Origin of the sequence: Mesorhizobium sp. CU3 (assembly GCF_006442965.1) — a bacterium.
Lineage (GTDB): Bacteria > Pseudomonadota > Alphaproteobacteria > Rhizobiales > Rhizobiaceae > Mesorhizobium.
In genome coordinates, this window is sequence record NZ_VFWX01000004.1 from 59,452 (window position 1) to 85,892 (window position 26,441).

Sequence of the window (26,441 nt, forward strand, 5' to 3'; positions counted from 1 at the left end):
ATGCCTTACGATCTCGTCATTCGTCACGCGACGCTGATCGCCGGCGACGGCTCGAAGCCGTTCGAGGCTGACATCGCCGTCACCGGCGACAGGATCGCCGCGATCGGCCGGCTCGATGACGCGAAAGGCGTTGAGGAGATCGACGCGCGCGGCAAGGTCGTGGCGCCCGGCTTCATCGACGTGCACACCCATGACGACGGCGCGCTGCTTTCGCCGCGCGGCATGGACCCGAAGATCAGTCAGGGCGTGACGACGGTGATCGCCGGCAATTGCGGCGTCAGCCTGGCGCCGCTGCTTCTCAACGGCACCCCGCCGCCGCCCTTCACGCTGGTCGGCGGTCGCGAGAATTTCCGCTTCGACCGTTTTGCCGATTATGTCGCGGAGCTGAAGCGGCGCGGCATCGCCACCAACGCCGCCCTGCTCGTCGGCCACACCACCTTGCGACAGCGTTGCATGCCGGTGACCGACCGACCGGCCAACGAAGCGGAAACGGGGGCGATGCAGGAAGCCGTCGCCGAGGCGATGGCCGATGGCGCTTTCGGCCTCAGCACCGGGCTCGACTATCCCCCGGCCGTCAACTCATCGACCGAGGAGGTCAAGGCGCTCGCCGCCAAGGCGGCAGGCCTCGGCGGTCCCTATGTCACCCACACCCGCAACTATTTCGAGACGATGGACGAGGCGATCGAGGAAGCGATCGACATTGCCGATCATGCCGGCGGCAAGCTGTTCATCTCGCATCACCAGTGCACTGGCCGCGCCAATTTCGGCAAGAGCCGGCCCTCCCTGGAACGGATCGACCGGGCGCGCGCGACGATGGACATCGGCATGGACGTCTATCCCTATGCCGCGAGCTCGACGGTTCTGCGGCTGGAGCGCTGCGACACCGGCCTGAAAATTCTCGTCACCTGGTCCGATCCGCATCCCGAAATGGCGCGGCGCGAGATCGCCGATGTCGCCCGCGAATGGAACTGCACCGAGCGCGAAGCCGGCCAGCGCCTGCTGCCGGCCGGCGCCGTCTATTTCCAGCTCGACGAGGACGATGTCCGCAACATCATCGCCCATCCGCGCACCATGATCGGCTCGGACGGCCTGCCGCACGACATCCATCCGCATCCGCGGCTCTGGGGCACGTTCCCGCGCGTGCTCGGGCATTACGCGCGTGACGTCGGGCTGCTCACGCTGGAGGAAGCCGTGTTCCGCATGACCGGCCTGCCCGCGAAGGAATTCGGCATCGCGGAGCGCGGAATGTTGGCCGAAGGCAATTTCGCCGATCTCGTGATCTTCGATCCTGAGACGGTCATCGACACCGCCACCTTCGAGGAGCCGCGCCGTCCAGCAGCCGGCATCGAGCATGTTTTCGTCAACGGCGTCCCCGTCTGGCGCGGCGGCAGGGCGACCGGCGCGCTGCCCGGCGCGGTTTTAAAACCTTCGGCGTCAAAGACGGTCGTCAGAGGCGCATGCGACTGCGGCGCCGATCACAGCGCCTCATAGATTCGGTCGACGCTCTCCAGCGTATAGGTGAACTCCACCGGTCGCGTACAGCGCCAGCCATCGAAGGGCTGGCCAGCGAGCGCTCTCAGCGCCTCCGGCAGACGCAATATGCCGCCGCCATAGAGCCGGTTCGCCATGTCGAGCATGCCGGTGCGATGCATCGCTTCTGTCATGCTGCCGCAGGCGTCCTTGACCAGCCAGACACGAAACCCCTGATAAACCGCGTCGAACACAGTCTCGGTCACGCAACTGTCGGTGAGCACGCCGGCGACCACGAGGTTCTCGATGCCGAGCGCGGCAAGCCGCTGCGAAAGCTCAGTGCGGCGAAAGGCACTCGGCCAGTGCTTGTGGATGACGATATCGCCCGGCTGTGTCGCCACTTCGGCGCAGATCGCGGCGCCCTCGCTGCCGGCAATCGCCGAGCGGAATTCCTCGGTCAGGATCTCTTCCTGCCGCGCATAGCCGTCGCGCTCCTCCGGCTTCACCCAAGCCTGTGCGTGGATGACCGCAACGCCGGCCTTGCGGGCCGCTTCGATCAGCGCGGCGGTGTTGGCGAGCACTGTGTCGTAGCCGACGACCGGCCAGGCCGCGCCGGGGCGGTATTCATTCTGCAGATCGATGACGAGCAAGGCGATCTTGGCGAGGTTCATGTCTGATCCAAAGGATTGTCGAAGTCGGTGACGAAGCGAAAGAGCAGCCGGATCGCCTGATCGAGATCGGCGATCTCCATCGCTTCATGCGGATTGTGGCTGCCATTCTCGTTGCGCACGAACAGCATGGCGGTCGGAATGCCGGCGCCGGCGAAGGTCGCCGCGTCGTGCCCAGCGCCGCTCGGCACATGCGGTGCGCGCATCTGCAATTCGGTCGCGGCGCGGTCGAACCCGGCGATCAAAGCTGGCGACATCGTTGCCGGCTCCCAGGTGAAACGCGGGCCGATCTCGAAGGTCACACCGCGCTTGGCGCCGACCACGGTGAGAATGGCCCGGAGCCGCCTCTCGATCCGCTCCAGGACGGCCGCTTCAGCGCTGCGCACATCGAGCGTGAAGCCGAGCTCGCCCAGCACCCGGCTGCCGCCATGCTGCGTCGGATCGGATTGCACGCGGCCGAAGGTAATGGTCGCCCCATGGCCGTCGCGTTCGAGCGCGTCCCATTCCGACTCGAGCGCCGCGACCAGATCGGCAAAGCCGAGCACGGCGTCATGCCGGGCAAAGCGCGGCTCGGCGCCCGAATGAGCGTAAGCGCCGAGGCACTTCGCGTCGACATAGCGGAAGCCGCCGGCGATCCCGGTGACGATGCCGACCGGTGCTTCAGCGGCGACGAGACGCGGCCCCTGTTCAATATGCACTTCGACGAAGGCCGCGATCCGGCCTGCATCGATGCCCGGCACGCCGCGCCGCACGGCGTCGGGGTCGAAGCCTTCCTCCAGCATATGATCGGCCAGCGTGCGGCCGCTATCGGAGCGCTTGGCTTCGAGCGCCTTTGGAGCGAGCAGGCCGAGCGCCGCCTCGCTGCCCGGATAGGACAGCGGAAACCAGACGGCCTCTTCGGCGCGCGTTGCCAGCACGATGAGATCGCGCGGCAATCGGATGTTTTGCTCGACCAATTCCGCCATCACCGCAAGTCCCGCCACGACGCCGGCGGCGCCATCGAAATTGCCCCCATGCGCCACGCTGTCGAGGTGCGAGCCGATGACAATCGCCGGCAGCTCCGGATCGCGGCCGCGAAATGTCAGATAGAGATTGCCGGCCGCATCGGCACGCGCAACCGCGCCGAGCTTTTCCGCCTCCTTGCGCACGAGATCATGGGCGAAGCGCTCGCCAGGCCCATAGGCGACGCGGGTGATGCCGGGCGCATCTGTCGTGGCCTCAGCAAGCGCATCGAGGATACGCCCTGCCAGCCTGCCGCCGGCCGTCAGTGCGGCATCACTCATGAGGCAATCTGCGTCGCTTGAGGCTCGACCTTGCGCAGCCGATGCGGCGTAAGATCGTCGAGCGACACGCCCTGCCTCGCGACATCGTCCGGCAGGCCGCCGCCGGCGATCAGGCTAGCGCAGACCCGCGACAGCGCGGGCGAGGTTTTTATGCCGTAGCCGCCCTGCCCGACCAGCCAGACGAAATCCTCAAACTCGTCATCGGGCCCAACCACAGGCGACCCGTCCGCAACGAAGGTCCGCAAGCCCGCCCAGGAACGCGACACGCGCTGCACTTCGATCGTGGTCGCGCGTTCGAGGCGTTCGGCCCCGATAGCCACATCCATGTCGTCGGCATAGGCATCCATCGGCGCCGACGGCGTCGCATCGGCCGGCGAGACGAACAGCTGCCCGGCATCCGGCTTGAAATAGAATTCCGCGCCGACATCGTTGACCAGCGGCCAGTCGGCGATATCGAGACCAGCAGGCGCGGGAATGTTGAATGCGGTGCGGCGCTTCGGCTGCAGTCCGACCGGACGCACCCCGGCCATGGCAGCGATCTCGTCGCCCCAGGCGCCGGCCGCATTGACGATCAGCGGCGCAAGAAACGTCCCGGCTTCCGTCTCGACCCGCCATTGGCCGCCTTGCCTGCCGATGGCTCTGACACCGGCCTTGGTCACGACGCGCGCGCCACGCGCCCGCGCGCCGCGCAAAAACCCTTGGTGCAGGCCGTTGACGTCGATGTCCATGGAATGCGGTTCGATATAGGCGCCGGCGAGATAGTCCTGGCGCAGCACCGGCACGCGCGCGATCGCCTCGGCCGGCGTCATCGCGACGATCGACGGCACCAGCGCCTGCGCCGCCGCAAGGTCCTCGCGCAACAGGTCGAGTTGGTCGGCCCGCGCCACCGTGATCATGCCGCGCTTGCTGAGCAGCGGATAATCCGAAAAGCTCGCTGGCGGCTCGGTGAGAAAGGCGCGGCTGGCCAGCACGATGCGGCGGATGACGCCATTGCCGTAATTCTCGGTGAAACTCGCCGCCGAGCGTCCGGTAGTGTGGTAGCCGCAATGGCTCTCCTTTTCGAGCAGCACGACTTTCAAACTGCGCGAAATCTCATAGGCCGCGCCGGCGCCGGCCATGCCGCCGCCGATGACGATCACGTCGGTCTGTTCGCTCATGGATCCCCCAAAACTGTTTCGCGCGGCACGGCAGGCGGCTCACCCAGGCGGCCGCGCCGCGCGCGGTCGCGGGCGCCCCGGCCTTCGGCCAGATTCTCGGCCGGCGAATTCTGCAAAGCGCATTCGCGCAAGGCGAGATCGGTGACAAAAGGCACCGGCTTGCCGGCGATTGCCATGCCTTTGAGCCGCGCCCAGGCGGCACGCCGCTTGCGCACCTGATGCGACTGCAACTCGCTGATCTCGTCGATCCCGCTCTCGCGCTTGATCTCCAGCGCGCCGGCCTCGACTGCCGCGTCGAACAGCTCCAGCCCGCGCTTTGTCCGCACGATGATCCCGTTGAGCGGTTCATCCTCGGCGGCCGGACCGCCATTCAGCCAGGCGTCCGATACGGCGATATCAGCAACCTGGCCGATCGCATCCGGGCAGATCTTGCAGCGCGGCTGGATCATCCACTTGTCTTCGTCTTCCCAGAGCTGCCGATAGCTGATCTCGAAGGCGCGGCCGTCATGCGTTTCAATGCGGTTGAGGCCGGGATTACCGTGACCCCGGTAGCGGAAGAGCTTCAGCTCGTCCTCGCTCAGGCCAAAACGCTGCAGCACCTGCTCCGACTTGGTCAGGTCGGAGGCGCCGCCGCAGACGAAGGCCAGCGCATAACGCATGTGTTCGTCGACGCGGCGGTCGAGCCGCGCCAGGTCGCGCACGGCGGTGATGTCGCAGGGCTTGGCGATCAGCGCGAAGGGCTCGCCGCGGTCGAGGATATCGTTGAAATCGACCAATGTCGCCGCCGGCCCGTAGCGCGAACCGGCGCCTTCGAGCACCGAGGCGGCATCGAAGCTCAGCCTGCGTTGCGTGCGCATCGGCATGGATTGCGACGCCGCGACATGCAGCACGAACTTGACCCGGCCCGAGTTGAGCAGGAATTGCCCGAGCGCCGTCAGCGTTCCGCCGCCTGAGCCAATGAACCGCGCCGTGGGCTCAGCCGCGCGGCCGAGCACCAGCCGTTCGACGGGCCCCCAGACGGTGTCTGCCAGCCTGGATTCCCTAACTTGCGCCGCGGGCGGACCGGCGATCCTGGTTCCAGGGCAAACGGCATTGATCTTCGCCAAGGTCGCCTTGTCCAATGCCCGCCTCGCCACTGGCCGCTCTCGGCCCTCCGGCGTCATCACCATCTCGACGTCGCCGCGACCGGCGATCGAGCGGCAAAGGCCGCAACCGATGCAAAGCCCGTTTTCGACGATCTGACTGAGCTTCAGCGGATCGGTCGCGCGCGGCATCGTGTTCTGGCTGGTTTCGATCAGGCCCATCGCGATCTCAGACCGGCTCCGAAATGCGCTTGTACTGATCGGGGCGGCGGTAGAGCGCGAAGTTGAAGTTCACTTTGCGGCAGGTCTCGATCAAATCGAGATCGGCGCGATGCACGATGACCTCGTCGTCGAGCGACAGCGCCTGCGCGGCGATCTCGCCGGTCGGCGCGATGATGCAGGAGCCGCCGATCAGCGCCTGGCCGTCTTCCAGCCCGGCCTTGGCGGCGGCGCCGATCCACAGCGTGTTCTGGTAAGCGCCGGCCTGCATCGGCAGATGGTTGTGGAACATTCTCAGATGCGCCAGGGCCGGCGCCTCGTCGAGCAGCAGCGGCGTGTTGTAGCCGAGCAGCGCAACCTCGGCGCCATTGAGGCAAAGCATGCGATAAGTTTCCGGCCAGCGGCGGTCGTTGCAGATGGCGAGACCGACGCGCACGCCGCGATAGTCGTAGACCGGAAAGCCGAGATTGCCCGGCTCGAAATAGCGGCGTTCGAGATGCGTGGTCGTGCCTTCTTCCGGCTCGCTCGACCCCGGCACATGCATCTTGCGATAGCGGCCGATGAAAGCGCCATCCGGCCCGACCAGATCCATCGTGTTGAAATGGCGCGGGCGGCCCTCTTCCCGCGTCAACTCGCAATAGCCCAGCGCGAAACCGACCTTCAGCCGCGCCGCGGCATCATAAAGCCGCTGCGTTTCCGGCCCCGGCATCGCGGCTTCGAAGAAGGCGTCGATCTCGGCCTGATCATCGATGCGCCAGCGCGGAAAAAAGGTGGTCAGCGCCATCTCCGGAAACACCGCGATCTCGGCGCCGGCCGCCTCGGCCTGCTCCAACAAATGCACCAGGCGCCCCACTGTCTCGGCGCGGGAAGCGCTGCGCTGGATCGGCCCGGTCTGGCAAACGGCGATGGTCAGGCATCGAGCCATGGCGTCCAATCCTCGACTGGTTTTCTAAGATGCGCCGGATCGGCGGCGCTACGCGCAACAAACCGCCCAAAGCCCGGCTCCGCCTGCAACTTGCCGTCGGCCACCACCGGCACGCCGCGCACAAGAACTGTGGTCGGCTTGCCGGTCACAACCCTGCCCTCATAGGGCGTGAAATCGACGCGCGAATGCAGTGCCTCGTGCCCGAGCGTCCAGCGCGCCGTCGGGTCCCACAGCGCAAGGTCGGCGTCGAGCCCAACGGCAATGCTGCCTTTGCGATCCGCAAACCCATAGACCGAAGCGGCATTGCGCGAGGTGAGATCGAGATAGCGCTCGAGCGTCAGGCGACCGGTCAGCAGCCCCTCCGAAAACAGCAGCGGCAGCCGCGTCTCGATACCGGGAATGCCGCTCAGCGTAGTGGTGAAGCCGGGCGTCTCGGAACGGCCGATCTTGTCGGCAAAGTAATAGGGCGAGTGATCGGACGACCACAGGTCGATCCCGCCGTCGATGAGTTCCCGCCACAGATGTTCGTGGCTGCGCGGCGAGCGCGGCGGCGGCGAGAAGACGAAGCGCGCCGCGTCCTTGCCTGGACGGTCGAGGTCGGCGGCGCCGAGGAAGAGATACTGCGGACAGGTCTCGGCGATGGCGGCGACGCCGCGCGCCTTCGCCCGCGCCACCTCTTCCGCCGATTGCCAGGACGAGACATGCACGATGGTCATGCGCGCGCCCGTCATTTCTCCAAAAGCCAGCGCGCGATGCGTCGCCTCGCGCTCCATCGTCTCGCTGTGGGCGACGACGTGGTAGCGCATATCGGTGCGGCCGAGATCGATCAGCCGCTGGCGCGTGCGGCGGATCGCGGCGTCGTTCTCGGCATGCACCATGACGATCCAGCCCAGACGCCGCGCCGTGTCGAGGACCTTGAAGAACAAATCGTCGTCGACCGCAAAGCCCTGATAGGTCATGAACAGCTTGACCGAGGCGATGCCGCGACCCGCAAGCGCTTCAAGCTGGGCCTCGACATCGGCGCCGGTGCCCATGGTCACCACGGCATGCAGCCCGTAGTCGATCACCGCGCGTCCGGCCGCGCGATCCAGCGCGCGGTCGATGGCGCCGATTGTCGTCATGTCCTGTCCGGGCATGCCGAACGGCACGATGCAAGTGGTGCCGCCGAAAGCGGCGGAGATCGTGCCGGACTCAAAATCGTCGGCATTGCCGGCGCCGCCCCAGACCGGCTGGTCGAGATGGCAATGCGCGTCGATGCCGCCCGGCATCACCCAGCGGCCGCTGGCATCGATCGACTTCCCGCCGGACAGGCCTTTGCCGATGGCGGCGATGCGGCCGTCGTCGATGCCGATGTCGCATTCGGCCCAGCCGTCGTCGAGCGCCACGCGCCCGCCTCTGATCACCAGCTCATGCATTGGCGTATCCCCGCCGGCCGGCTCAGCCGACAGCCGCCGTCACCATGATCTCGACGCGATACTGATCGCCGGCAAGCCGCGCCTCGACGGTGGCACGCACCGGCATGGCGCTGCGGTCGATCCAGGCGTCCCAGACCGTGTTCATCATCTCGAAGTCGGCGATGTCGCGCAGCCAGATCTGGGCGCTGAGCAGCTTCGACTTGTCGCTGCCGGCCTTCGCCAGAAGCGCATCGATCTTGGCCAGGATCTGATTGGTCTGGCTGGTGGTGTCGCCTGACAGGTCGTCCGCGGTCAGGCCTGCGACATAGACGGTACCGTTGTAGCGCAGCACCCGGCAGAAGCGCTGCCCGTTCTCGAGGCGTTCGATCGTCATGGCTGTCCCCTTCCGCTGGCTCTTGGAATTCTGGCTTTTGCCTATGGTAAGGAGGGTGCAAAACCGCTGTAAAGCCCGCCGGAAGCCAAGAAGCCGCTTTCCTTTGCCGGCATGGCCAAAAAAATTTAAGCCATAGCCGCGCCAATCTTCGTTTGTGGCAACCACGGCAGCGTGTAGCTTCTCACCGGGCTGCCGTCGGTCAACGGTGCCGCCAGGGGAGCCACCGCAGCCGCAGTCATGAGGTCGATCGGTCAATCCGCGATGCGGCTCTGGCGAAATGCAGAGCGCTCCCGCGCCATGCTGCCGATCATGCTCGGCGTCTGCCTGGCCTGCATCGGCAGCGCCATGCTGACCACCGCCGTATCCTTACATCTCGGCAAGCCCGGCATTTCTCCGCAGGTCGTGCAGATCGTGCTCACCGCCTACCCGGTAGGCTTCCTCATCGGCTGCCTGGTCACCCGCCCGATGGTCGCCCAATACGGCCACGAGCGCACCTTCGTGGCGATCCTGGTGCTGGCGCTGCTGGCGGCTTGCGGCTTCGTCTTCACCGACTTCCTGCCGAGCTGGATCTGCTTTCGCCTGCTTGGCGGCATGGCGATGGCGTCGTTGTTCGTGGTCTGCGAAAGCTGGATCAACCTCTATGCCGAGCAGCACAATCGCGGCGCGCTGTTCTCGCTCTACATGCTGACGACGGCGATCGCGGTGCTGCTCGGGCAGCTGCTTGTCGGCCTGGTCGGCCCGCAATCGCCTCATTTGTTTCCGGTTGCCGCCGCGACGGTACTGCTGGCGCTGATCTCCAAATTCACCGGCGGACGCTGGCCGGCCCTACCGGCCGCGCCCACCGAGGCAGAACATGCCAGCGCCGCGAGGCCTATCAAGCGCCTTGGCCCGGTGGCGCTATTTAGGCTGGCGCCGGTCACGGTCGTCGCCATCTTCCAGGGCGGCATCACCAACATGAACATTTTCGTGCTGACGCCGATCTACGGCACCGAGATCGGTTTGTCGGCGGCGACGACGGTCGGGCTGGTCACCACGATCAGCATTGCCGGCATGCTGGCGCAGACGCCGGTCGGCTGGCTGTCGGACCGATTCGAGCGGCGCATCATCCTGCTCGTTCAAGGTATTCTGTCCGTTACGCTTTGCGCCGCCATCGCCTGGCTCGGCAATTCCTCGGTGCCGCTGCTCTTCGTGCTGTTCTTCCTCTATGGCTGCACGGCGCTGACCGTCTATCCGGTGGCGATGGCGTTCGGCGCCTCGCAACTGCACAGCCGCCACATGGTCGGCGCCTCCGGCACGCTGCTTTTGCTCTATTCGATCGGCAATGTCGCGACGCCCGGCATTTCCGCCGGCCTGATGCAGCATCTGGGCGCGCCGGCGATGTTCCTGCTGCTCGGCGGCGGCGCCGTGCTGGTGACCCTGGCCGCCTGCTACAATCTGCTGCGCCGTCCGGTCACCATGGCGACCCTGCAGGCGATCGAGGAGCAGGTCTGATGACGGATATGAAACGCCTTGAAGGCAAAGTCATCCTGATCGCAGGCGCGGCCAGCGGCATCGGCGCGGCGATTGCGGGCCGCTGCATCGCCGAAGGCGCAAACGTCGTCTGCGCTGACTACGATCTGGAGCGGGCGGCAAAACTGGCCGAAGCGCTCGGGCCTTCCGCGGTTGCCTGCCAGTGCGATGTAACGAACATCGACTCGGCAAAATCGGCCGTTGATTTCGCCGAGCAGAAATATGGTCGGCTCGACGGGCTGGTGCACAACGCCGCGGCGCCCTCGACCAACGCCACCGTCGTCAATCTCGACGAGAGCGCCTGGCGCCATGAGATCGATGTCGACCTGACTGGCGCCTTCCTGATGAGCAAATTCGCCGTACCGCTGATCGCGAAAGGCGGCGGCGGCTCGGTCGTCTTCATCGGCTCGCAATTCGCACGCGTCGCCACCACGAGGGCCGTCGCCTATTGCGCCGCCAAGGCCGGGCTGATCCACCTCGCCAAGGCGATGGCGGTCGATCACGCGCCCGACAAGGTGCGGGTCAACAGCCTGTCGCCGGGCGCGGTGGCAACGACACGGCTGCTGCGCCGCTTCGCCGATTTCGACGCCGCCAATGCTAGCCTCGGTCCCGCCCATCTGCTCGGCCGCATCGCCGAGCCCGACGAGATAGCCGCGGCGGCGGCCTTCCTGCTTTCCTCCGACGCATCCTTCGTCACCGGATCCGACATGCTCGTGGATGGCGGCTATGCAGTGCGCTGAGACCGTATTTTCAAAGGAGTTCCCATGACCCTGCTCGTCACCGGCGGAACCGGCTTCGTGATGAGCGTGGTCGCGCGCGCCTGGCTCGATCGCGATCCGCTGGCCCGCGCCGTGATCCTCGATCGCTCCGGCCTCGACGCGGCGGCAGAAAAGCATTTCGCCCCGGTGCGCGACCGGCTGACCGTGATTTCCGCCGACATCCTCGACCCGAGCGCCTGGTCGGATACGCTCGACAAGCAATGCATCACAGCAATCGTGCATGGCGCAACGATCACGCCGATCTCGCGGGGCAGCGCCTCGGAGGCAAAGCGCCAGCCGGAGGCCGAGGACCCCGCCCGCATCGTCGACGTCAACCTCATGGGCACCGTGCGCATGCTGGACTGGGCGCGCACCCGGCCGGACGTGAAGCGCTTCGTCTATGTCAGCTCCGGTTCCGTCTACCGTCACAACGGGCCCGACTGGGCCAGCGAGCCGCTGCCCGAGGACGGCTATGTCGCGCCGCTGACGCTCTACGGCATCTCGAAATTCGCCTCCGAGATGGTCACCAACCGCTATGCCGACCTCTTCGGCCTGTCGGCCGCCTCGGTGCGGCTTGCCTCCGTCTACGGCCCAATGGACCGCGCCACCGAGAGCCGCAATTTTCGCCATGTTCCCAACCGCGTCGCGCATATGGCGCTCGCAGATGAGACGATCAGGCCGAACAGCCTGGAGCCGGTCGGCGACTACGTCACCTCGACCGATGTCGCCGCCGCGATCCTCGCCCTGATCGACGCGCCACGGCTCAACTACCGCCACTACAACATCGGCTCCGGCTCCTGCCAGACCATCGGCGAGATCATCGGCTGGGCAAAGGAGCGAGTGCCGGGCCTGAAGGCGGAAGTGACATCGGGAGATGACGCCAACATCGTCCAGGATGTGCGACTGAAAGGCGGCATGTGGGGCGCCTACGACATCGCCCGCATCCTGCGCGATACCGCATGGCGGCCGCGTCCCGGCAAGGAAGCGTTCCACGCCTACATGGACTGGATCGCCGCCAACGAGAACTGAGCCAAGCCGATCCTAGGAGACCAGCCGATGCCGACCGATCCGCAGCAAGCGTCGCAGCCGCGCGACTTCGTCGGCTACGGCCAGCACCCGCCCTTCGTCACCTGGCCGGGCGGCGTCAAGCTCGCCGTCAACCTCGTGCTCAATTACGAGGAAGGTTCCGAGTACAACTGGCTGGATGATGGCCGCAACGACAATTGGGGCGAATACAATCTGACCGGCACCATGCCGGTGCGCGATCTCGGCACCGAGACGCATTTCGAATATGGCAGCCGCGCCGGCGTCTGGCGCCTGGCTAGGCTTTTCGACCGCTACGACATCCCGGTCACCTTTTCCGCCTGCGCCGTGGCGCTCGAACGCAACCCGCCCTTGGTCGAGTGGATGAAGGCGCGCCGGCATGACGTGATGGGCCACGGCCTGCGCTGGATCGACTACACGACCATGGAGCGCGGCGAGGAAGAGCGTCATCTGCATGAGGCGATCGCGCTCTACAAGAAGCTGCTGGGCAAGCGCCCCCTGGGCTGGAACTGCCGCTCGCTGCCCAGCGTCAACACCCGCGACCTGCTGGTGAAGGAAGGCGGCTTCCTCTACCACTCCGATCCCTGCAATGACGACCTGCCCTATTTCCTCGACCACCAAGGCACGGAGATCCTGGTCGTCCCCTACTCCAAGGCGCTCAACGACAGCCGCTATCTGGTGGCGCCCGGCTACAGCAACCCGCGCGACTTCGCCGAGGATTGCCGCTCGGCGATCGACTATATGCTCGACGAAGCCGACGAGACCGGCGGCCGCATGCTGACCATCGGCATCCATGCGCGCTGGATGGGCCAGCCCAACCGCGCCTCGGGCCTGCGCGAGGTGATCGAGCATGTCCAGAACAGCGCAGGCGCCGCCTTCATGCGCCGCGAGGATATCGCCCGTTTCTGGCTCGCCAATCATGCGCGTTTCGAACAGCGCGGCTGAGAGATGTTCGAAACGCTGATCCGTGGCGCAACGGTGGTCAACGCCGAGGGGGTAGGCCGCAGCGATGTCGGTATCGCGGCAGGCAAGGTGGCGCTGATCGCGCCCGGGGAAGCCGCCGAAGCCAAAACCATCATCGATGCCTCAGGATGCTTCCTGCTTCCCGGCCTCGTCGATGCGCATGCACATCTACGTGATCCCGGGCTGACACATAAGGAGGATTTCTCCTCAGGCACGCATGCGGCAGCACTTGGCGGCGTGACGACTGTGCTCGACATGCCGACCGACGAGCCATGGACCGCCACGCCCGAGCATCTCACGGACAAGATGGCGATCGCCGAAGGCCGCATCCATGTCGATGTCGGCCTGCAGGCCGTGGTCAGCCGCGACCTGTCGCTCGTCCCTCGCCTGCTCGATCTCCGGCCGGTTTCCTTCGAGCTGTTCACCGCCGATGTGCCGGAAGGATTCCTCTTCGCAACGCTCGATGATATCGCCGAGGCGCTGAAAGCCCTCGCCGGCGCCGATACGCTGATCGGCGTCTCGCCCGGCGATCAATCGATCCTCGCCGGCAGCGCGATGCGCGACCACTCCGGCACCATTGCCGCCTTTCTGGGCAGCCGGTCGCCGCTCGCCGAAGCCAACGGCATCGCCCGCGCGCTCGTCGCCGCTGCCTCGGCCGAGGCAAAAATCCATGTCCGTCAGATCAATTCCGAGCTCGGCGTCGAGACCTGGAGCCGATTGCGCTGCATCGCCGACGCCAGCGTCGAGACCACGCCGCAGAACCTTTTCTTCACGGCGCAGGATTACGAGACGCAAGGCGCGGGGCTGAAAGCCTCGCCGCCGCTGCGTTCGCCGCACGATGTCGACGCGCTGCGCGCCGCGCTCAGCGCCGGCCTGATCGACATCGTCGCCACCGACCACGCCCCGCATACGCCAGCCGAGAAGGCGGCGACCTATGCCGCTTTCGCCGATATCCCGGGCGGCATGCCCGGGCTGCAGACGCTGCTTCCGACCATGCTGAGGCTGGTCGACGAAGAGCTGATCGCCCTGCCCGACCTGGTGCGCATGTGCTCAACCAATCCCGCCGAGCGCTTCGGCCTCGGCCGTCGCAAAGGTCGCATCGCCGCCGGTTACGATGCCGACCTGCTCATCCTCGACCCGCGCCAATCGTGCACCATCGCCAGCGCCGATCAGGTGTCGCGAGCCGGCTACACGCCCTTCGACGGCTGGACCGTCAAGGCGCGGCTGACCAATGTCTTCCTGCGCGGCCGCGAGATCGTGCGTGAGGGTCGATTGGTCGGCCCGGCGCAGGGAAAGATCGTCACCCGGGAGAGCTGAAGACATGGCCTTGCTCGCAGACAAAACCGCCATCGTCACCGGCGCGAGTTCCGGTATCGGCCGCGCCATCGCGTTGAAATTCGCGGCTGAAGGCGCCAGCGTCGTCATCGCCGATACCGTCGTGCAGCCGATCGAGGGCGGCGAGAGCACCGTGGACATGATCCGCTCGGCCGGTGGCACCACCATTTTCCTCAAGACCGACATTTCGGACTGGAACGCCGTCGACGCGCTGGTCGGCGCGACCGTCGCGCAGTTCGGGCGGCTCGACGTGATGGTCAACAATGCCGCGATCTACACCAGCACCAATCTGGTCGAGACCACGCCGGAACAATGGAACCGCGTCATAGGCGTCAACCTGACCGGTTTCTTCTACTGCAACAAACGCGCCGTCACGCAGATGCTCGCCCAGGCGCCGGTCAACGACGTGCGCGGCCGCATCATCAACATCTCCTCGCAGCACGGCATGGTCGCCTGCCCAGGCGACCTGCCCTACTCCGTGAGCAAGGGCGGCATCGTGCAGTTGACACGCCAGATCGCCGTCGACCATGCCGACGATTTGATCGTCTGCAACGCCATCGCGCCGGGAAAAATCATCACCGGCAAGCCGGGCGTCGCCAACGATCCCGATGCGCTCGACTATTCTCGCCGCCGCACGCCCTGGCCCCGGCTCGGGCAGCCGAGCGACGTGGCGGGTGCGGCGCTGTTTCTCGCCAGCGACATGGCGAGCTACGTCACCGGCATCAACCTGATGGTGGACGGCGGCTGGATGGCCGGTTGAGCGAAGCTATTCAGACCCGGTAGAAGTCCCGATACCATTCGACAAAGCGCGGAACGCCGACCTCGATCGGGACCCGCGGCCTGAAGCCGGTCGCCTCCTCGAGCGAGCTGACATCGGCGAAGGTGGCCGGAACGTCGCCCGGTTGGATCGGCATCAAATTGCGGTTGGCCTTGCGCCCGAGCGCGTGTTCCAGGACGTCGATCAGCCGGTTCAGTTCGACGGGCGAGCTGCCGCCGATATTGTGGACCCTGAACGGCGCGCTGCTGGTCGCCGGGTCCGGCGCAGCGCTATTCCACTCCCGATTGGGTGTCGCAGGCTGCCGCATCACCCGTACGATGCCTTCGACGATGTCGTCGATAAAGGTGAAATCGCGCTGCATGTTGCCATTGTTGAAGACGTCGATCGGCTCGCCGGCGAGGATCGCCTTGGCGAAGATGAACAGCGCCATGTCGGGCCGTCCCCACGGGCCATAGACGGTGAAGAAGCGCAATCCCGTCGTCGGCAGCGCGAACAGATGGCTGTAGGTGTGCGCCATCAACTCGTTGGCCTTCTTGCTTGCGGCATAGAGGCTGAACGGATGATCGGCCGGATCGTGCACGGAAAACGGCATGCGCGTGCTGCCGCCATAGATCGAGCTCGACGACGCATAGACCAGGTGGCCGACCGCGGCGTGCCGGCAGCCTTCCAGGATGTTGAGGAAGCCGCTGAGGTTGCTTTCCGCATAGGCATGCGGATTGGTCAGCGAATAGCGCACACCGGCCTGCGCCGCGAGATTGACGACGGTCTCAGGCCTTGCCGACTGGAACAGCGCCGAGATGCGGTCGCGGTCGGCGAGATCGACATGCTCGAAGCGAAAATTCGCAAAGGCCTTCAACCGCTCGAGCCGCGCCTGCTTCAGGGTGACGTCGTAATACTCGTTCATGGAATCGAGGCCGATGACCTCGCCGCCCTCCGCAAGCAGCCGCCGACACAGGTGAAACCCTATGAAACCGGCAGCGCCGGTGATCAGAACGGGCCTGTTTGACGTCAATGGCATATCCTGGCGTTGGTTGAAGGCGAAGCCTTATAGGCTCCAATACCCTACCTTCTCGCAAATCGCATCGGGCTTGATGGCGGAATGAGGTCGAACGATGTCCTCCCCGGCCCCTCTGAAGGACGCTCTTGTGATATCGCGGTGAGATGCGGCTGCAAATTCTTTGTCGCCGGCCTCACCCGAACGTTAGTCGGTCTGGATCCAGACCGCTTTCGTTTCGAGATATTCGTGAAGGTGCTCGACGCCGCCTTCGCGGCCGTAGCCGGACATCTTCATGCCGCCGAACGGCACAGCCGGGTCGATAGCATGGTACATGTTGACCCAGACCGAGCCGGCCTTGATGCGGCGCGCCAGCTTGTGCGCGGTGCCGAGATTGGTGGTGAAGACGCCGGCGGCCAGGCCATAGGGCGTCGCATTGGCCCGCGCTACTGCCTCGTCCAGCGTGTCGAAGGGCATTGCCGAAATCACCGGCCCGAAAATCTCCTCGCGCGCGATGGTCATCTTGTCCGACACCGCGCCGAAGACGGTCGGCGCAATGAAATTGCCGCCGTCATAGGGCGCGCCTGTCAGCCGCGAGCCGCCGGCGACGAGTGTCGCGCCCTCATCGCGGCCGGCCTTGATATAGCCTTCCACCTTGCCGGCCTGCCTGGCGTTGATCAGCGGCCCGATTTCCGTCTCCGCCTCGATGCCGTGGCCAATGCGCAGCTTGCCTGCGAACTCGGCGACGCGGCGCACGAACTCGTCATGGATCTCGCGCGCCACGAATAGCCGCGAGCCGGCGATGCAGATCTGGCCCGAATGCACGAACACCGCCATCGCCGCGACCGGAACGGCCTTGTCGATATCGGCATCGCGGCAGATGATTATCGGCGACTTGCCGCCGAGCTCGAGCGATACGCGCTTGAGGTTGGTCACACCGGCGCGCGCGATCGCCTGGCCAGTCAGCGTCGAGCCGGTGAAGACGATCTTGTTGACATCGGGGTGTTCGGCAAGCCGCGAGCCGGCCTCGGCGCCCGTGCCGGTGACGATGTTGACGACGCCGTCTGGAACGCCGGCCTCCTGCATCAGCCGCGCGATCAAGAGCGGCGTCAGCGAGGCATCCTCTGAAGGTTTCAACACGACAGTGCAGCCGGTGGCGAGCGCCGGCGCGATCTTCCATATCGAAGCAGCGGTCGGCGCATTCCAGGGGATGATGGCGCCGACGACGCCCACAGGCTCGCGCCGGGTGAAGGAAACGATCTCGCCGGGAATGGAATTGTCGATCGTCTCGCCGTGCAACGCCGTCGCCATTCCGGCATAGAAGCGCAGCATACCGATGACGCGGCGCCGGTTGGCCAGCGTGCGCGTGATCGGCAGCCCCATGTCGAGCGTGTCGGAAACGCTGAGCTCTTCCCAATGCGTCTCGAACAGATCGGCGATCCGAAGCAGCACGCATTGCCGCTCATAGGGCGAGAATTTCGACCACGGGCCTTCGAACGCGGCCCGGGCGGCGGCCACCGCCGCGTCGACATCGGCGGCGCCGCCGCGCGGCACCGTGGCCAGCACCTCGCCCGTCGCCGGGTTGAGCGCCTGCATCTCTTCGCCGGACTGCGCCGCGAGCCATTTGCCGCCGATGAACATCGGCCGGAATTCGCCGTGGTAAAGCGTCGTGGCCTTCGCCCTCGGGTCGAAGTTCAGCGTCATCTTTTCCTCCTCACGAAGTCCGAGGCGACTATTACGCCCGGCGCGGGCGACCTCAACAGGGAAATCGAGAACTGATCGCGTGATTCCCCGGACGCCTACTGCGTCACCGCGGTTGAGGTCCCCCAGGTGTCCGACAGCACATAACCCTGCGGATACGGATCCGTCGGATCCAGATAGTAATTGTGCTCGCCGGTGATCCAGGCCCGCCCTGTGATCTCCGGCACGATCGCCTTGCGCCCGCCGATCTCGGTCAGTTCCACGATCCTGCCGGTGAAGCGCGAGCCGATGATCGATTCATGGACCAGCACCTCGCCGGCCTTCATCTGGCCCCTCGCCTGCAGCACCGCCATGCGGGCCGATGTGCCGGTTCCCGTCGGGCTGCGGTCCGAGCGCCCCGGCGCGACGATGCAGGTGTTGCGCGTGACATTGCCCGCCCCCTGGAACGGCATGGCGAACTGCACGATCGAGACGCCGCGCACATTGTCGAACAAAGGATGCACGACATCGAGCTGCTCGCGCGCCGCGCGGCGGACCTTCTCGCCCGCCACCGCCAGTTCGCGCGCCTCGTCGGGGACGACCGAGAAGCCGAGCGCCTTGGCGTCGACGATGGCGTAGAACATGCCGCCATAGGCGATATCGACCTTGAGCGTGCCAAGCCCCTCGACCTCGATATTGGCGTCGAGCTGGTATGCAAAGGCCGGCGCATTGCGCAAGGTGATCGACACACATTTGCCGTCGCGGCATTCGGCGCGCACCTCGATGACGCCGCCCGGCATGTCAAGCTTGAAGCTGGTCTCGGGCTCCTGCATCGGCACCATGCCTGTTTCAAGCAGCACCGTGGCGACGCAGATCGTGTTGGAGCCCGACATCGGCGGGTATTCCGTCGGCTCCATGATAATGGCGCCGGCGGCGCAATCCTCGCGCGTCGACGGCACGAGCAGGTTGACGTGGCGCGCGACGCTGCCGCGCGGCTCGCAGATCAGCATGCGCCTGATGTGGTCGTGATCGCGCTCCATCGTGATCATCTTTTCCATCATCGTGCGGCCGGCAGGCGGTAGCACGCCGCCGACGATGACGTCGCCGACCTCGCCCTCGGCATGACAGCCGACGACACGGATAGAGGCTTTGGTGCGCATGGTTTCTCCTTGCTGGCCTGAGGCGACCGCGACTATTTGCTTGGCAAGCGGTGCCGCTTCGGGACAAACTGGCCAATCCGCTCGCCAGTCTCAAGGAGAATCCGAATGGCCGCCAATGTCTTTTCCGGTTGCATGCCGGCCCTGATGACGCCGTGCACGGCGGATCGCCGGCCCGACTTCGAGGCGCTGGTGCGCAAGGGCAAGGAGCTGATGGCGGCCGGCATGTCGGCCGTCGTCTATTGCGGCTCGATGGGCGACTGGCCGCTTCTGACCGACGAGCAGCGCATGGAAGGCGTCGAGCGCCTGGTCAAGGCCGGCGTGCCGGTGATCGTCGGAACCGGTGCCGTCAACACGGCCAGCGCCGTGGCGCACGCCGCGCACGCTCAGAAGGTCGGCGCCCGCGGCCTTATGGTCATCCCGCGCGTCTTGTCCCGTGGCCCTTCGGTGACGGCGCAGCGCCACCATTTCAAGGCGATCCTCGCCGCCGCGCCCGATCTGCAGGCCGTGATCTACAACAGCCCCTATTACGGCTTTGCCACCCGCGCCGACCTGTTCTTCGCGCTGAGGGCCGAACATCCGAACCTGGTCGGCTTCAAGGAGTTCGGCGGGCCATCGGATCTGCGCTATGCGGCCGAAAACATCACCAGCCGCGACGATGAGGTAGCGCTGATGATCGGCGTCGACACCGCCGTCTTCCATGGCTTCGTCAATTGCGGCGCATCGGGCGCCATCACCGGCATCGGCAATGTGCTGCCGAAGGAAGTGCTGCATCTCGTGGCCTTGAGCCAGGCGGCGGCCAAGGGCGACGTCGAGGCGCGCAAGCTGGCGCTGGAGCTGGACACCGCACTCGCCGTGCTGTCCTCCTTCGACGAAGGTCCCGACCTGGTGCTCTATTTCAAGCACATGATGGTGCTGAAAGGGCATCCCGAATACCGGCTGCACTTCAACGAGACGGACGCCCTCACCGACAGCCAGCGCGGCTTTGCCGAAGCGCAGCTCAAATTGTTCGATGCCTGGTATGCGCAGTGGTCGAGACAGCCGGGTGCCGCGGCAAGGCACGCGGCCTGACGGTCACGCTGGCAGGCTGCAAAGCAAAAACAACGGAAAGGCTCGGCGACTTCGTCGTGGCCTTTCCGTGCGAGATTGATTCAAAAACAGAGAGTTAGAGCGACTTACTCATAAAACGGAACCGCTCTACCCCTTTGCTTAACGCAATTCCGGACGGAAAACCGCTTCGCACTTCTCCTGGAATTGCTCTATGCCTCCACCCGCTCCAGGATTGAGACCTTTGCCGGCTCCAGCTTGAGGTAGCAGGGGTTCGCCTCGTCCTTCAGCTTTTGCAGTTGCGCGCGGGTCTTGGCGCGAAGCACCGGGTCGGCCTTGTCCTCCACCGCGCTCAGCACCTTGGCCGCCTCGTCCATCTGGCGCAGTTGCGCCAGGCTGCGGCCAAGACCGTATTGCGCCCCGGACAGCTCCGGATTGAGCTCCAGCACCTTGCGGAAAGCATCCGCTGCTTCCGCGTGGCGGGCCAACGTCTGATATTCGATCGCCAGCCTCGACCATGCCTTTACCGAGTTGGGCGCGACCTCGACCAGCACCTTGAAAATATCAGCGGCCGACCAGTGATCGGCCTTGGCGGCAAGCAATTGTCCGAGCCCGTAAAGCGTGCGGCCATGGCGCGGCGCGACCTCCAGGATCTGCCGGTAGCCGTTCTCGGCATTGGCGAGGTTGCCCGCTTCATGGAACTTGGTCGCCTGCTCGAGCACGCTTGCAACGGATCTGGGGTCGAGCCGGTCGCCGAGGTTGCGCCCGGTCCTGGTCTTGACCAGCACGCAGTGGATGGTGGTCTCATCGACGCCGTACGAATATTTGTAGGGCTCGTTGCCGCGCAGGAAGTCGTAGGTGCGGAAACCCTGCGCGATGGCATGGCGGATGCAATAGCCATGCAGCACCAGTCCTGACGGCACGTCATTGGCCGTTTCGTCGCGCCCGGCGAGATGGAAGAGCATCGTTTTCTTGACCGGGTCGACCAGGAACGCCAGACCGCCGAGCGGCTTGTCGCCCTGCCACAGGATCGGCAGGAACAGTGTGCCGCTCGCGAAGGCGTCCTTGAACAGGATCCGGTTGGATCGGATCAGCCCGGGCAGCAGATTGCCTTTGCGCGGCGCCCATTTGACGCGCCACATTTCGAGGATCGCTTCGATGTCGCGGTCGATCGTCGAAGCATCGGCATGGGTAATGCGGAACTCGTCGGATCCGTCGAGCTTGCGCAGGAAGCGCCTGATCTTCTGGCGCGTGTTCGAACTCGTCTTGCGCTCGAGATAGGTATCCCAGTCGCCGGGCAACTCCGTCGCCGGACAGATGCAATTGTCGACATTGTCGGTCTTGTTGACGCGCTGCATCTTTTGCGCGGTGAGCCGCTTGTCGGCGAGGTTCTCGAGCAGCAGGCGGCGCCGCTTTTCAGACATGCGCAGATTTTCGAGATGCAGTTTGGCCCAGTTCATCTGCAAAAGCTGCTTGGCCAGCGCCGGGATGGCGCGCTCGGCATAGCCTGGCGCGCAGACGATACCGGCATAGTCGGCAGCATAGTTGCCGGCCATGTTGATCTCGTTGTGGCAGATACCGGTCTTCTTGTTCAGCCTGGTGCGCAGCCTGAGCGGCAGCAGGGCGACATAGGGGGAGCCCGGCTTGCCCGGCCGCACCGCCAGCACCGACCAGGCATCTTCGTAGCGGCGCATATAGGACGACAGGAACGTCCAGGACAGGAAGAACTGCGCCTCGGGATCCTTCTGGTAGAGATCGTCCCAGTTCTGCTTGAGCCCGTTCAATGCATCCCTTGTGCTGATGATGTCGACCTGCATGATTTTCCCCCGAATGGCCGTTTCTTGCCTCTGTTCGCCTCATTGCTCCATGAAAGCTCTCGCCATGCTGTCGGCGATGGGCTTCGTCAGGTAGCTGAAGAAGGTGCGCGGATGCTCCTGCACCATGATTTCGGCCGGCATGCCGGGCGTTGGTGAGAACCCTGGCACCCGCGCGAGTTCGCTTGCCGGCAGCCGCACGCGGGCCAGATAGACTTCCTTCGGAACCGGGCCTTGCATCTCGGGCAACGCATCGGCCGAGACGTAGTAGACCTCGCCCTCCAGCACCGGTGTGGTGCGCCGGTTGAGCGCGGTCAGCCGGACCGAGGCCTTCTGCCCGACCTTGACGTTGTCGATGTCGGTGCGCGGAACCTGCGCCTCGATCACCAGGGGCACATCCGTGGGCAGGATCTCGAGGATCGCCTTGCCGCTTTCGATGACGCCGCCGGCGGTGTGGTAATACATCCGGATGATGGTGCCCGGGACCGGAGCGTTGATGGTCACGCGGCGAAGCACATTCTCCGCCTCGCGCGACTGCTCCCGTACGGCGTCCAGTTCGGCCTCCAGGCTTTGCAACTCCTGCAGCGCCGCCTGGCGGTACGTGTCTTTCGTCTGCGTGATCTGCTGCTCGAACCTGACGATCTGCTCGCGGTTTTCGGAAACCTCGAAGACCATCTTGCCGATCTGGCCCTCGGCATCGGCCATCGCCCGCTGGATCGCCTTTACTTCCGTTCCGCGGATGAGGCCCTGGTCGAGCAGCTTCTGCTTGCCCTGATATTCCTCTTTGAGCAACGTCGCCTGCGCCCGGACGGAAGAGATCTGTTGGTCGATCCCTTCGTTGCGGAACTGCATCGCCTTGATGTTCTGATCGAACAGGGCGATATCGCTGTCGCGCTTGCTCTCGGACGCGTTGAAGTTGGCCTGCTGGCTCTCCATGATCGGCGCGACTTCCGGGTCGCTCCGGTTGTCGACAATGATAGGCGGAAACTGGATCTTGCCGCTCCCCAGAACCTCGGCGTTTAGCCGGGCCGAGATAGCCTCGAGCCGCGCCATCCTCAGGAACAATTGCCGTGCGTTGGTCTGGGCGGCGGTTTCGTCTAGCTTGATCAGCGGCTGGTCGAGGCTGACCTGATCGCCTTCATTGACCAGTATGTCCTTGATGATGCCGCCTTCGAGATGCTGGACGATCTTGTTTTGCCCGGTGGCGACGAAGCTGCCTTGGGCGATGATGGCCGACGCCAGCGGCGCCGTGAAGGCCCAGGTGCCGAAGCCGCCAAAAGCAATGGCGATCAAAACCAGGCCGAACATCGTCTGCTTCCAGATCGAGCGCGGCACTTCCGAGTACCATTGGATGTCGTGGACCTTCGCGATGTCGGCTGTCATTTTCGTCCCCCGCTACTGGATCTGATGGCCGAACGAGCCGCCCTCGATGCTCAAGCCCCGGTTTGCCAAGGCCTGCAACACGTCCTGGCGCATGCCGAACAGGGCGACGGTTCCGTTGACCAGCAGAAGTATCTTGTCGACGGTCTTCAAGAGCGACGGCCGCTGCGTGATGGTGACCACCGTGATCTTGTTCTCCTTGGCGTGCTGAAGCGCGCGCTCGAGCGCGGCGTCGCCGGCCGAGTCCAGGTTGGAGTTCGGCTCGTCGAGGACGACCAGCCGCGGATTGCCGAAGAATGCGCGCGCAAGCGCGACACGCTGCTTCTGTCCGCCGGAAAGCGGCGCCCCGTCGGCGGCCACGAACGTCTCATAGCCATGCGGCAGGGTGGAGATCATCTCATGGACATCGGCGAGCGCGGCGGCCTGGTAGATCTCGGCATCGGTCGCATCGTCGCGCATGCGTGCGATGTTGGCCTTGATCGATGCGGGGAACAGCTGAACATCCTGCGGCAGATAGCCGATGTTCTCGCCGAACTGGCGCGGATCCCAATTGCGCAGGTCCATCAGGTCCAGTCGCACGTTCCCCGATGTCGGCAGGATCGAGCCGACCAGCATCTTGCCGAGCGTCGTCTTGCCGGCGCCCGAATTGCCGATGATCGCAAGCGAGTCACCCGGCGAGAGTGAGAACGAAAGACCGTTGAGCACCACCCGCTTGGTGCCCTGGGGCACGAAGAGAAGGCGCTCTACGTCGAGGCGGCCCTCCGGATGCGGCAGGTGCAGCCGTTCGAAATTGAGCGGCGAAGTCTGCAGCAGCGATGCGATGCGGCCATAGGCGGCGCGGGACTGCACGACATGGTTCCAGCCTTCGATGGCGCCTTCGATCGGGCCCAGCGCGCGGCCGGCAATGATCGACGCGGCGATGACCATGCCGCCGGTAAGATGGCCATCGATCGCGAGATGCGCGCCCCAGCCAAGCATCGTCACCTGGGTCAGCAGCCGCACAGCCTTCGACAGCGAAGCGAAGATGATGTTGCGGTCCTGCGCGACCACCTGTGCGCGAAGCGAGTTGGCGGTGTCCTTGCCCCAGATCTTCACCGCTTCCGGGATCATCGCCAGCGCGTTGATGATCTGGGAGTTGCGCGACATCGAATCGAGATGGATGTTGGCCTTGCTCTGGTGCGCATTGGCCTCGCTGAACGCTGCAGCCGTTGCGCGCTGGTTGAGCAGCGTGATGATCAGAAGCAGCAACGCCGAGATCGCCACAATGATCCCCTGATGCGGATGGATGAGGAACACCGCCAGCATCATGACGGGAGCCATGGGCGCGTCGAGAAACGACAGCAGCGTGCCGGATGTCAGGAAGGTTCTCAATTGCTGGAGATCGCCCAGAACCTGGTATTCCTTGCCGTTGCTGTTGAGCGAGGCTCGGGCCGCGGCGCTGAGGATCGGTGCGCCCAGTTGGGCCGCGACCTCGACCGCCGTGCGCATCAGGATGAAGCGGCGAAGCGAATCGAACATCGATTGCAGCAGCACCGCGCCGACGATCACGATCGTCAGCATGATCAATGTGTCGGGCGAACGGCTGGTAAGCACGCGGTCCGATATCTGGAACAGATAGATCGGGATCGCCAGCACCAGCACGTTGCAGGCGACCGTGAACATCATCACGATCAAAAGGTTCCGTTTGACCGCACCCAGGCCGGCCTTGAGCGCGCCACTGAAATCGACCGGGCCGAGACGCTTGTGGAAGGCGCCGCCGCCTCCACCACCACCGCCGCGCCGGCCGCTTTCGTCTCCGCCGCTGGGCGGAGATCCGCCCTGCTGCACCTTGACCGGACCGGTGTCGCCTTCGATGGTGATCATGGCCGGCGATTTCGGCACGTCCTTCATCTCGGTCACCGACGGTTTTGCCGGCGCCTCGGGGGTCACCTTGGCCTGCGGTTCGGCAGGACGCTGGGATGAAGGCTGTGCCTTTGCTGGCGCAGGCGTGGCCGGCGTGCTTTGCCTTTCGGCCGCCGGAACGGCTTGAGGTTCGGCCACGGATTGCGGCCGCGGCTTCGCCGCATCGGCCGCGGCGCCCGTCGGCACTGCCTTCGCGATAGGCTCAGGGGACCCTGGAGCCACAGGTTTCGAGGCGGCCGGTTGTGTTGGCATCGAGCCGGCCTGCGTGCCCTGCCTGTCGGCCGCCGGAACGGGTTGAGGTGTAGGCACGGTCTGCTGCCGCGGCATCGACGTGTTGGCCGGAGCGCTCGTCGGCACTGCCTTCGCGATGGGCTCAGGGGACCCTGGAGCCACAGGTTTCGAGGCGGCCGATTGTGTTGGCATCGAGCCGGCCTGCGTGCCCTGCCTGTCGGCCGCCGGAACGGGTTGAGGTGTAGGCACGGTCTGCTGCCGCGGCATCGACGTGTTGGCCGGAGCGCTCGTCGGCATTGCCTTCGCGACAGGCCCAGCGGAATTCGGGGCCGCAGGTTTCAAGGCCGTCGGCTCTGGCGAAATCGGGGCGGCCGAACTGCCTTGGCCGCCGGCCGCAGAAAAAGGTTGAGCTGCCGGCACGGTCTGCTGCCGCGGCATCGACGTGTTGGCCGGAGCGCTAGTAGACGGTGCCTTCGCGACAGGCCCGGCAGAACTCAAGGCCACAGGTTTCAAGGCCGTTGGCCCTGGCGAAATCGGGGCGGCCGACGTGCCTTGCCCGCCTGTCGCAGAAAGAGGTTGAGCTGCTGGCACGGTCTGCTGCGGCATCGACGTGTTGGCTGGAGCGCTCGTCGGCATTGCCTTCGCGACAGGCCCGGTGGAACTCGGGACCACAGGTTTCAGGGCCGGCTCTGGCGAAATCGAGTCGGTTGACGTCCCTTGCCCGCCGGTCGCAGAAACAGCTGCTGGCAGGGGTTGCGGCCGCAGCACCGACGCGTTGACCTGAGCGCCCGTCGGCGTGGCCGGCGTGACAGCCTCGGGGAAAGTTGGAGCCGCGGGCTTAGGGGCCGTCGAAATTGTCCCCGAATTTGGGTCCGGCCGCGCCAGTTCAGGCTGAGATCCTGTCTTAGGCGACAGTGCGTCGGCTTTTGCAGGCGAAGCTGCCGCCGTAGCGCCGTTTGTGTGCTGGTTTGGCTGCGAAGTCGGCTCCGGCCTAATCTGCTGCCGCAGCGACAGGAAGTTTGGCATTTCAGTCGCCGCTGCTGGATTGGTAACAAGCGTGGAAGCTACCGGATGCCCGGCATTGGTAGGCATTTCGCGCGGTGGATTGAAAAGTCTGGCTGAATGCGGTGCCGTCTGCGGCGTTTGATGCGGCTTTTCTTCCGGGCGTTTCTCGGGTGAGGCAGGGACCGATTTGACGGCATCCGCCACTTGCTTTGCCGCGGCGTCTTGAATTGTGTTTGAAGCGGACAAGGCGGC

At 65.3% G+C, this 26,441-nt stretch carries 21 protein-coding genes; 8 read left to right on the forward strand and 13 right to left on the reverse strand.

From position 1 onward, the window contains the following. On the forward strand, nucleotides 1–1,491 hold the full coding sequence (locus tag FJ988_RS08050) for an amidohydrolase family protein (protein WP_140816246.1): 1,491 nt from the start codon (nucleotides 1–3) through the stop codon (nucleotides 1,489–1,491). Here the strand turns inward: FJ988_RS08050 and FJ988_RS08055 are convergent. Genes FJ988_RS08055 through FJ988_RS08085 form a run of 7 tightly spaced genes read right to left on the reverse strand, consistent with a single transcriptional unit; the run spans nucleotide 1,476 to nucleotide 8,592 of the window. Then, nucleotides 1,476–2,141: a cysteine hydrolase family protein gene (locus FJ988_RS08055; RefSeq protein WP_140816248.1), complete on the reverse strand. Its 666-nt coding sequence runs from the start codon at nucleotides 2,139–2,141 to the stop codon at nucleotides 1,476–1,478. The two genes, FJ988_RS08050 and FJ988_RS08055, sit on opposite strands and share 16 nt — an antisense overlap. Further along, on the reverse strand, nucleotides 2,138–3,421 hold the full coding sequence (locus FJ988_RS08060; protein WP_140816250.1) for a Zn-dependent hydrolase: 1,284 nt from the start codon (nucleotides 3,419–3,421) through the stop codon (nucleotides 2,138–2,140). The genes FJ988_RS08055 and FJ988_RS08060 overlap by 4 nt, the downstream gene beginning before the upstream one ends. Next, nucleotides 3,418–4,578 carry an FAD-binding oxidoreductase gene (locus FJ988_RS08065; protein WP_140816252.1) on the reverse strand — a complete coding sequence of 387 codons (1,161 nt, stop codon included), beginning with the start codon at nucleotides 4,576–4,578 and terminating at the stop codon, nucleotides 3,418–3,420. The genes FJ988_RS08060 and FJ988_RS08065 overlap by 4 nt, the downstream gene beginning before the upstream one ends. Then, nucleotides 4,575–5,882 (reverse strand): Coenzyme F420 hydrogenase/dehydrogenase, beta subunit C-terminal domain, encoded by a 1,308-nt coding sequence (locus FJ988_RS08070; protein WP_140816254.1) that lies wholly within the window; start codon nucleotides 5,880–5,882, stop codon nucleotides 4,575–4,577. The genes FJ988_RS08065 and FJ988_RS08070 overlap by 4 nt, the downstream gene beginning before the upstream one ends. 7 nt (nucleotides 5,883–5,889) lie before the next feature. After that, nucleotides 5,890–6,804 carry a nitrilase-related carbon-nitrogen hydrolase gene (locus tag FJ988_RS08075; RefSeq protein ID WP_140816256.1) on the reverse strand — a complete coding sequence of 305 codons (915 nt, stop codon included), beginning with the start codon at nucleotides 6,802–6,804 and terminating at the stop codon, nucleotides 5,890–5,892. After that, nucleotides 6,789–8,219 carry a dihydropyrimidinase gene (gene hydA, locus FJ988_RS08080; protein ID WP_140816258.1) on the reverse strand — a complete coding sequence of 477 codons (1,431 nt, stop codon included), beginning with the start codon at nucleotides 8,217–8,219 and terminating at the stop codon, nucleotides 6,789–6,791. Before hydA ends, FJ988_RS08075 begins: the two co-directional genes overlap by 16 nt. A gap of 22 nt (nucleotides 8,220–8,241) precedes the next feature. Further along, nucleotides 8,242–8,592, reverse strand: coding sequence for a RidA family protein (locus FJ988_RS08085; protein WP_140816260.1), 351 nt, complete (start codon nucleotides 8,590–8,592; stop codon nucleotides 8,242–8,244). A gap of 261 nt (nucleotides 8,593–8,853) precedes the next feature. Between FJ988_RS08085 and FJ988_RS08090 the strand changes: the two genes are divergently transcribed. The 6 genes from FJ988_RS08090 to FJ988_RS08115 are packed head-to-tail and all read left to right on the forward strand — an operon-like array spanning nucleotide 8,854 to nucleotide 14,961. Further along, a complete protein-coding gene (locus tag FJ988_RS08090) occupies nucleotides 8,854–10,083 on the forward strand; it encodes an MFS transporter (RefSeq protein ID WP_246688471.1) in 1,230 nt (409 codons plus the stop codon). After that, a complete protein-coding gene (locus FJ988_RS08095; RefSeq protein ID WP_181183460.1) occupies nucleotides 10,083–10,841 on the forward strand; it encodes an SDR family NAD(P)-dependent oxidoreductase in 759 nt (252 codons plus the stop codon). Before FJ988_RS08090 ends, FJ988_RS08095 begins: the two co-directional genes overlap by 1 nt. A 24-nt stretch (nucleotides 10,842–10,865) precedes the next feature. Then, entirely contained in the window at nucleotides 10,866–11,888 is a 1,023-nt protein-coding gene (locus FJ988_RS08100; protein ID WP_140816264.1) for an NAD(P)-dependent oxidoreductase, read from the forward strand. Between the two features lie 27 nt (nucleotides 11,889–11,915). Continuing rightward, entirely contained in the window at nucleotides 11,916–12,848 is a 933-nt protein-coding gene (locus FJ988_RS08105; RefSeq protein ID WP_140816266.1) for a polysaccharide deacetylase family protein, read from the forward strand. 3 nt (nucleotides 12,849–12,851) lie between these two features. Beyond that, complete coding sequence (locus FJ988_RS08110) at nucleotides 12,852–14,183, forward strand: dihydroorotase family protein (protein ID WP_140816268.1); 1,332 nt, start codon at nucleotides 12,852–12,854, stop codon at nucleotides 14,181–14,183. A gap of 4 nt (nucleotides 14,184–14,187) precedes the next feature. Continuing rightward, on the forward strand, nucleotides 14,188–14,961 hold the full coding sequence (locus FJ988_RS08115) for an SDR family NAD(P)-dependent oxidoreductase (RefSeq protein ID WP_140816270.1): 774 nt from the start codon (nucleotides 14,188–14,190) through the stop codon (nucleotides 14,959–14,961). A 10-nt stretch (nucleotides 14,962–14,971) separates the two neighbouring features. On the opposite strand, the gene FJ988_RS08120 is transcribed toward FJ988_RS08115, so the two are convergent. From FJ988_RS08120 to FJ988_RS08130, 3 genes are all read right to left on the reverse strand, one after another. After that, a complete protein-coding gene (locus FJ988_RS08120; RefSeq protein WP_140816272.1) occupies nucleotides 14,972–15,997 on the reverse strand; it encodes an NAD-dependent epimerase in 1,026 nt (341 codons plus the stop codon). Nucleotides 15,998–16,180: 183 nt separating this feature from the next. Beyond that, entirely contained in the window at nucleotides 16,181–17,677 is a 1,497-nt protein-coding gene (locus tag FJ988_RS08125) for an aldehyde dehydrogenase (RefSeq protein WP_140816274.1), read from the reverse strand. A gap of 95 nt (nucleotides 17,678–17,772) precedes the next feature. Further along, nucleotides 17,773–18,813 carry a proline racemase family protein gene (locus FJ988_RS08130; RefSeq protein WP_140816276.1) on the reverse strand — a complete coding sequence of 347 codons (1,041 nt, stop codon included), beginning with the start codon at nucleotides 18,811–18,813 and terminating at the stop codon, nucleotides 17,773–17,775. A gap of 105 nt (nucleotides 18,814–18,918) precedes the next feature. Here FJ988_RS08130 and FJ988_RS08135 point away from each other — a divergent pair, with 105 nt between their 5' ends. Further along, entirely contained in the window at nucleotides 18,919–19,881 is a 963-nt protein-coding gene (locus FJ988_RS08135) for a dihydrodipicolinate synthase family protein (RefSeq protein WP_140816278.1), read from the forward strand. A gap of 188 nt (nucleotides 19,882–20,069) precedes the next feature. Here FJ988_RS08135 and FJ988_RS08140 read toward each other — a convergent pair whose 3' ends face one another. The 3 genes from FJ988_RS08140 to FJ988_RS08150 are packed head-to-tail and all read right to left on the reverse strand — an operon-like array spanning nucleotide 20,070 to nucleotide 25,205. Beyond that, nucleotides 20,070–21,674: a GNAT family N-acetyltransferase gene (locus tag FJ988_RS08140; protein WP_140816280.1), complete on the reverse strand. Its 1,605-nt coding sequence runs from the start codon at nucleotides 21,672–21,674 to the stop codon at nucleotides 20,070–20,072. A 39-nt stretch (nucleotides 21,675–21,713) separates the two neighbouring features. Then, nucleotides 21,714–23,054: an HlyD family type I secretion periplasmic adaptor subunit gene (locus tag FJ988_RS08145; protein WP_140816282.1), complete on the reverse strand. Its 1,341-nt coding sequence runs from the start codon at nucleotides 23,052–23,054 to the stop codon at nucleotides 21,714–21,716. A 12-nt stretch (nucleotides 23,055–23,066) separates the two neighbouring features. Then, on the reverse strand, nucleotides 23,067–25,205 hold the full coding sequence (locus tag FJ988_RS08150; protein WP_246688486.1) for a type I secretion system permease/ATPase: 2,139 nt from the start codon (nucleotides 25,203–25,205) through the stop codon (nucleotides 23,067–23,069). Between the last annotated feature and the right edge of the window lie 1,236 nt (nucleotides 25,206–26,441).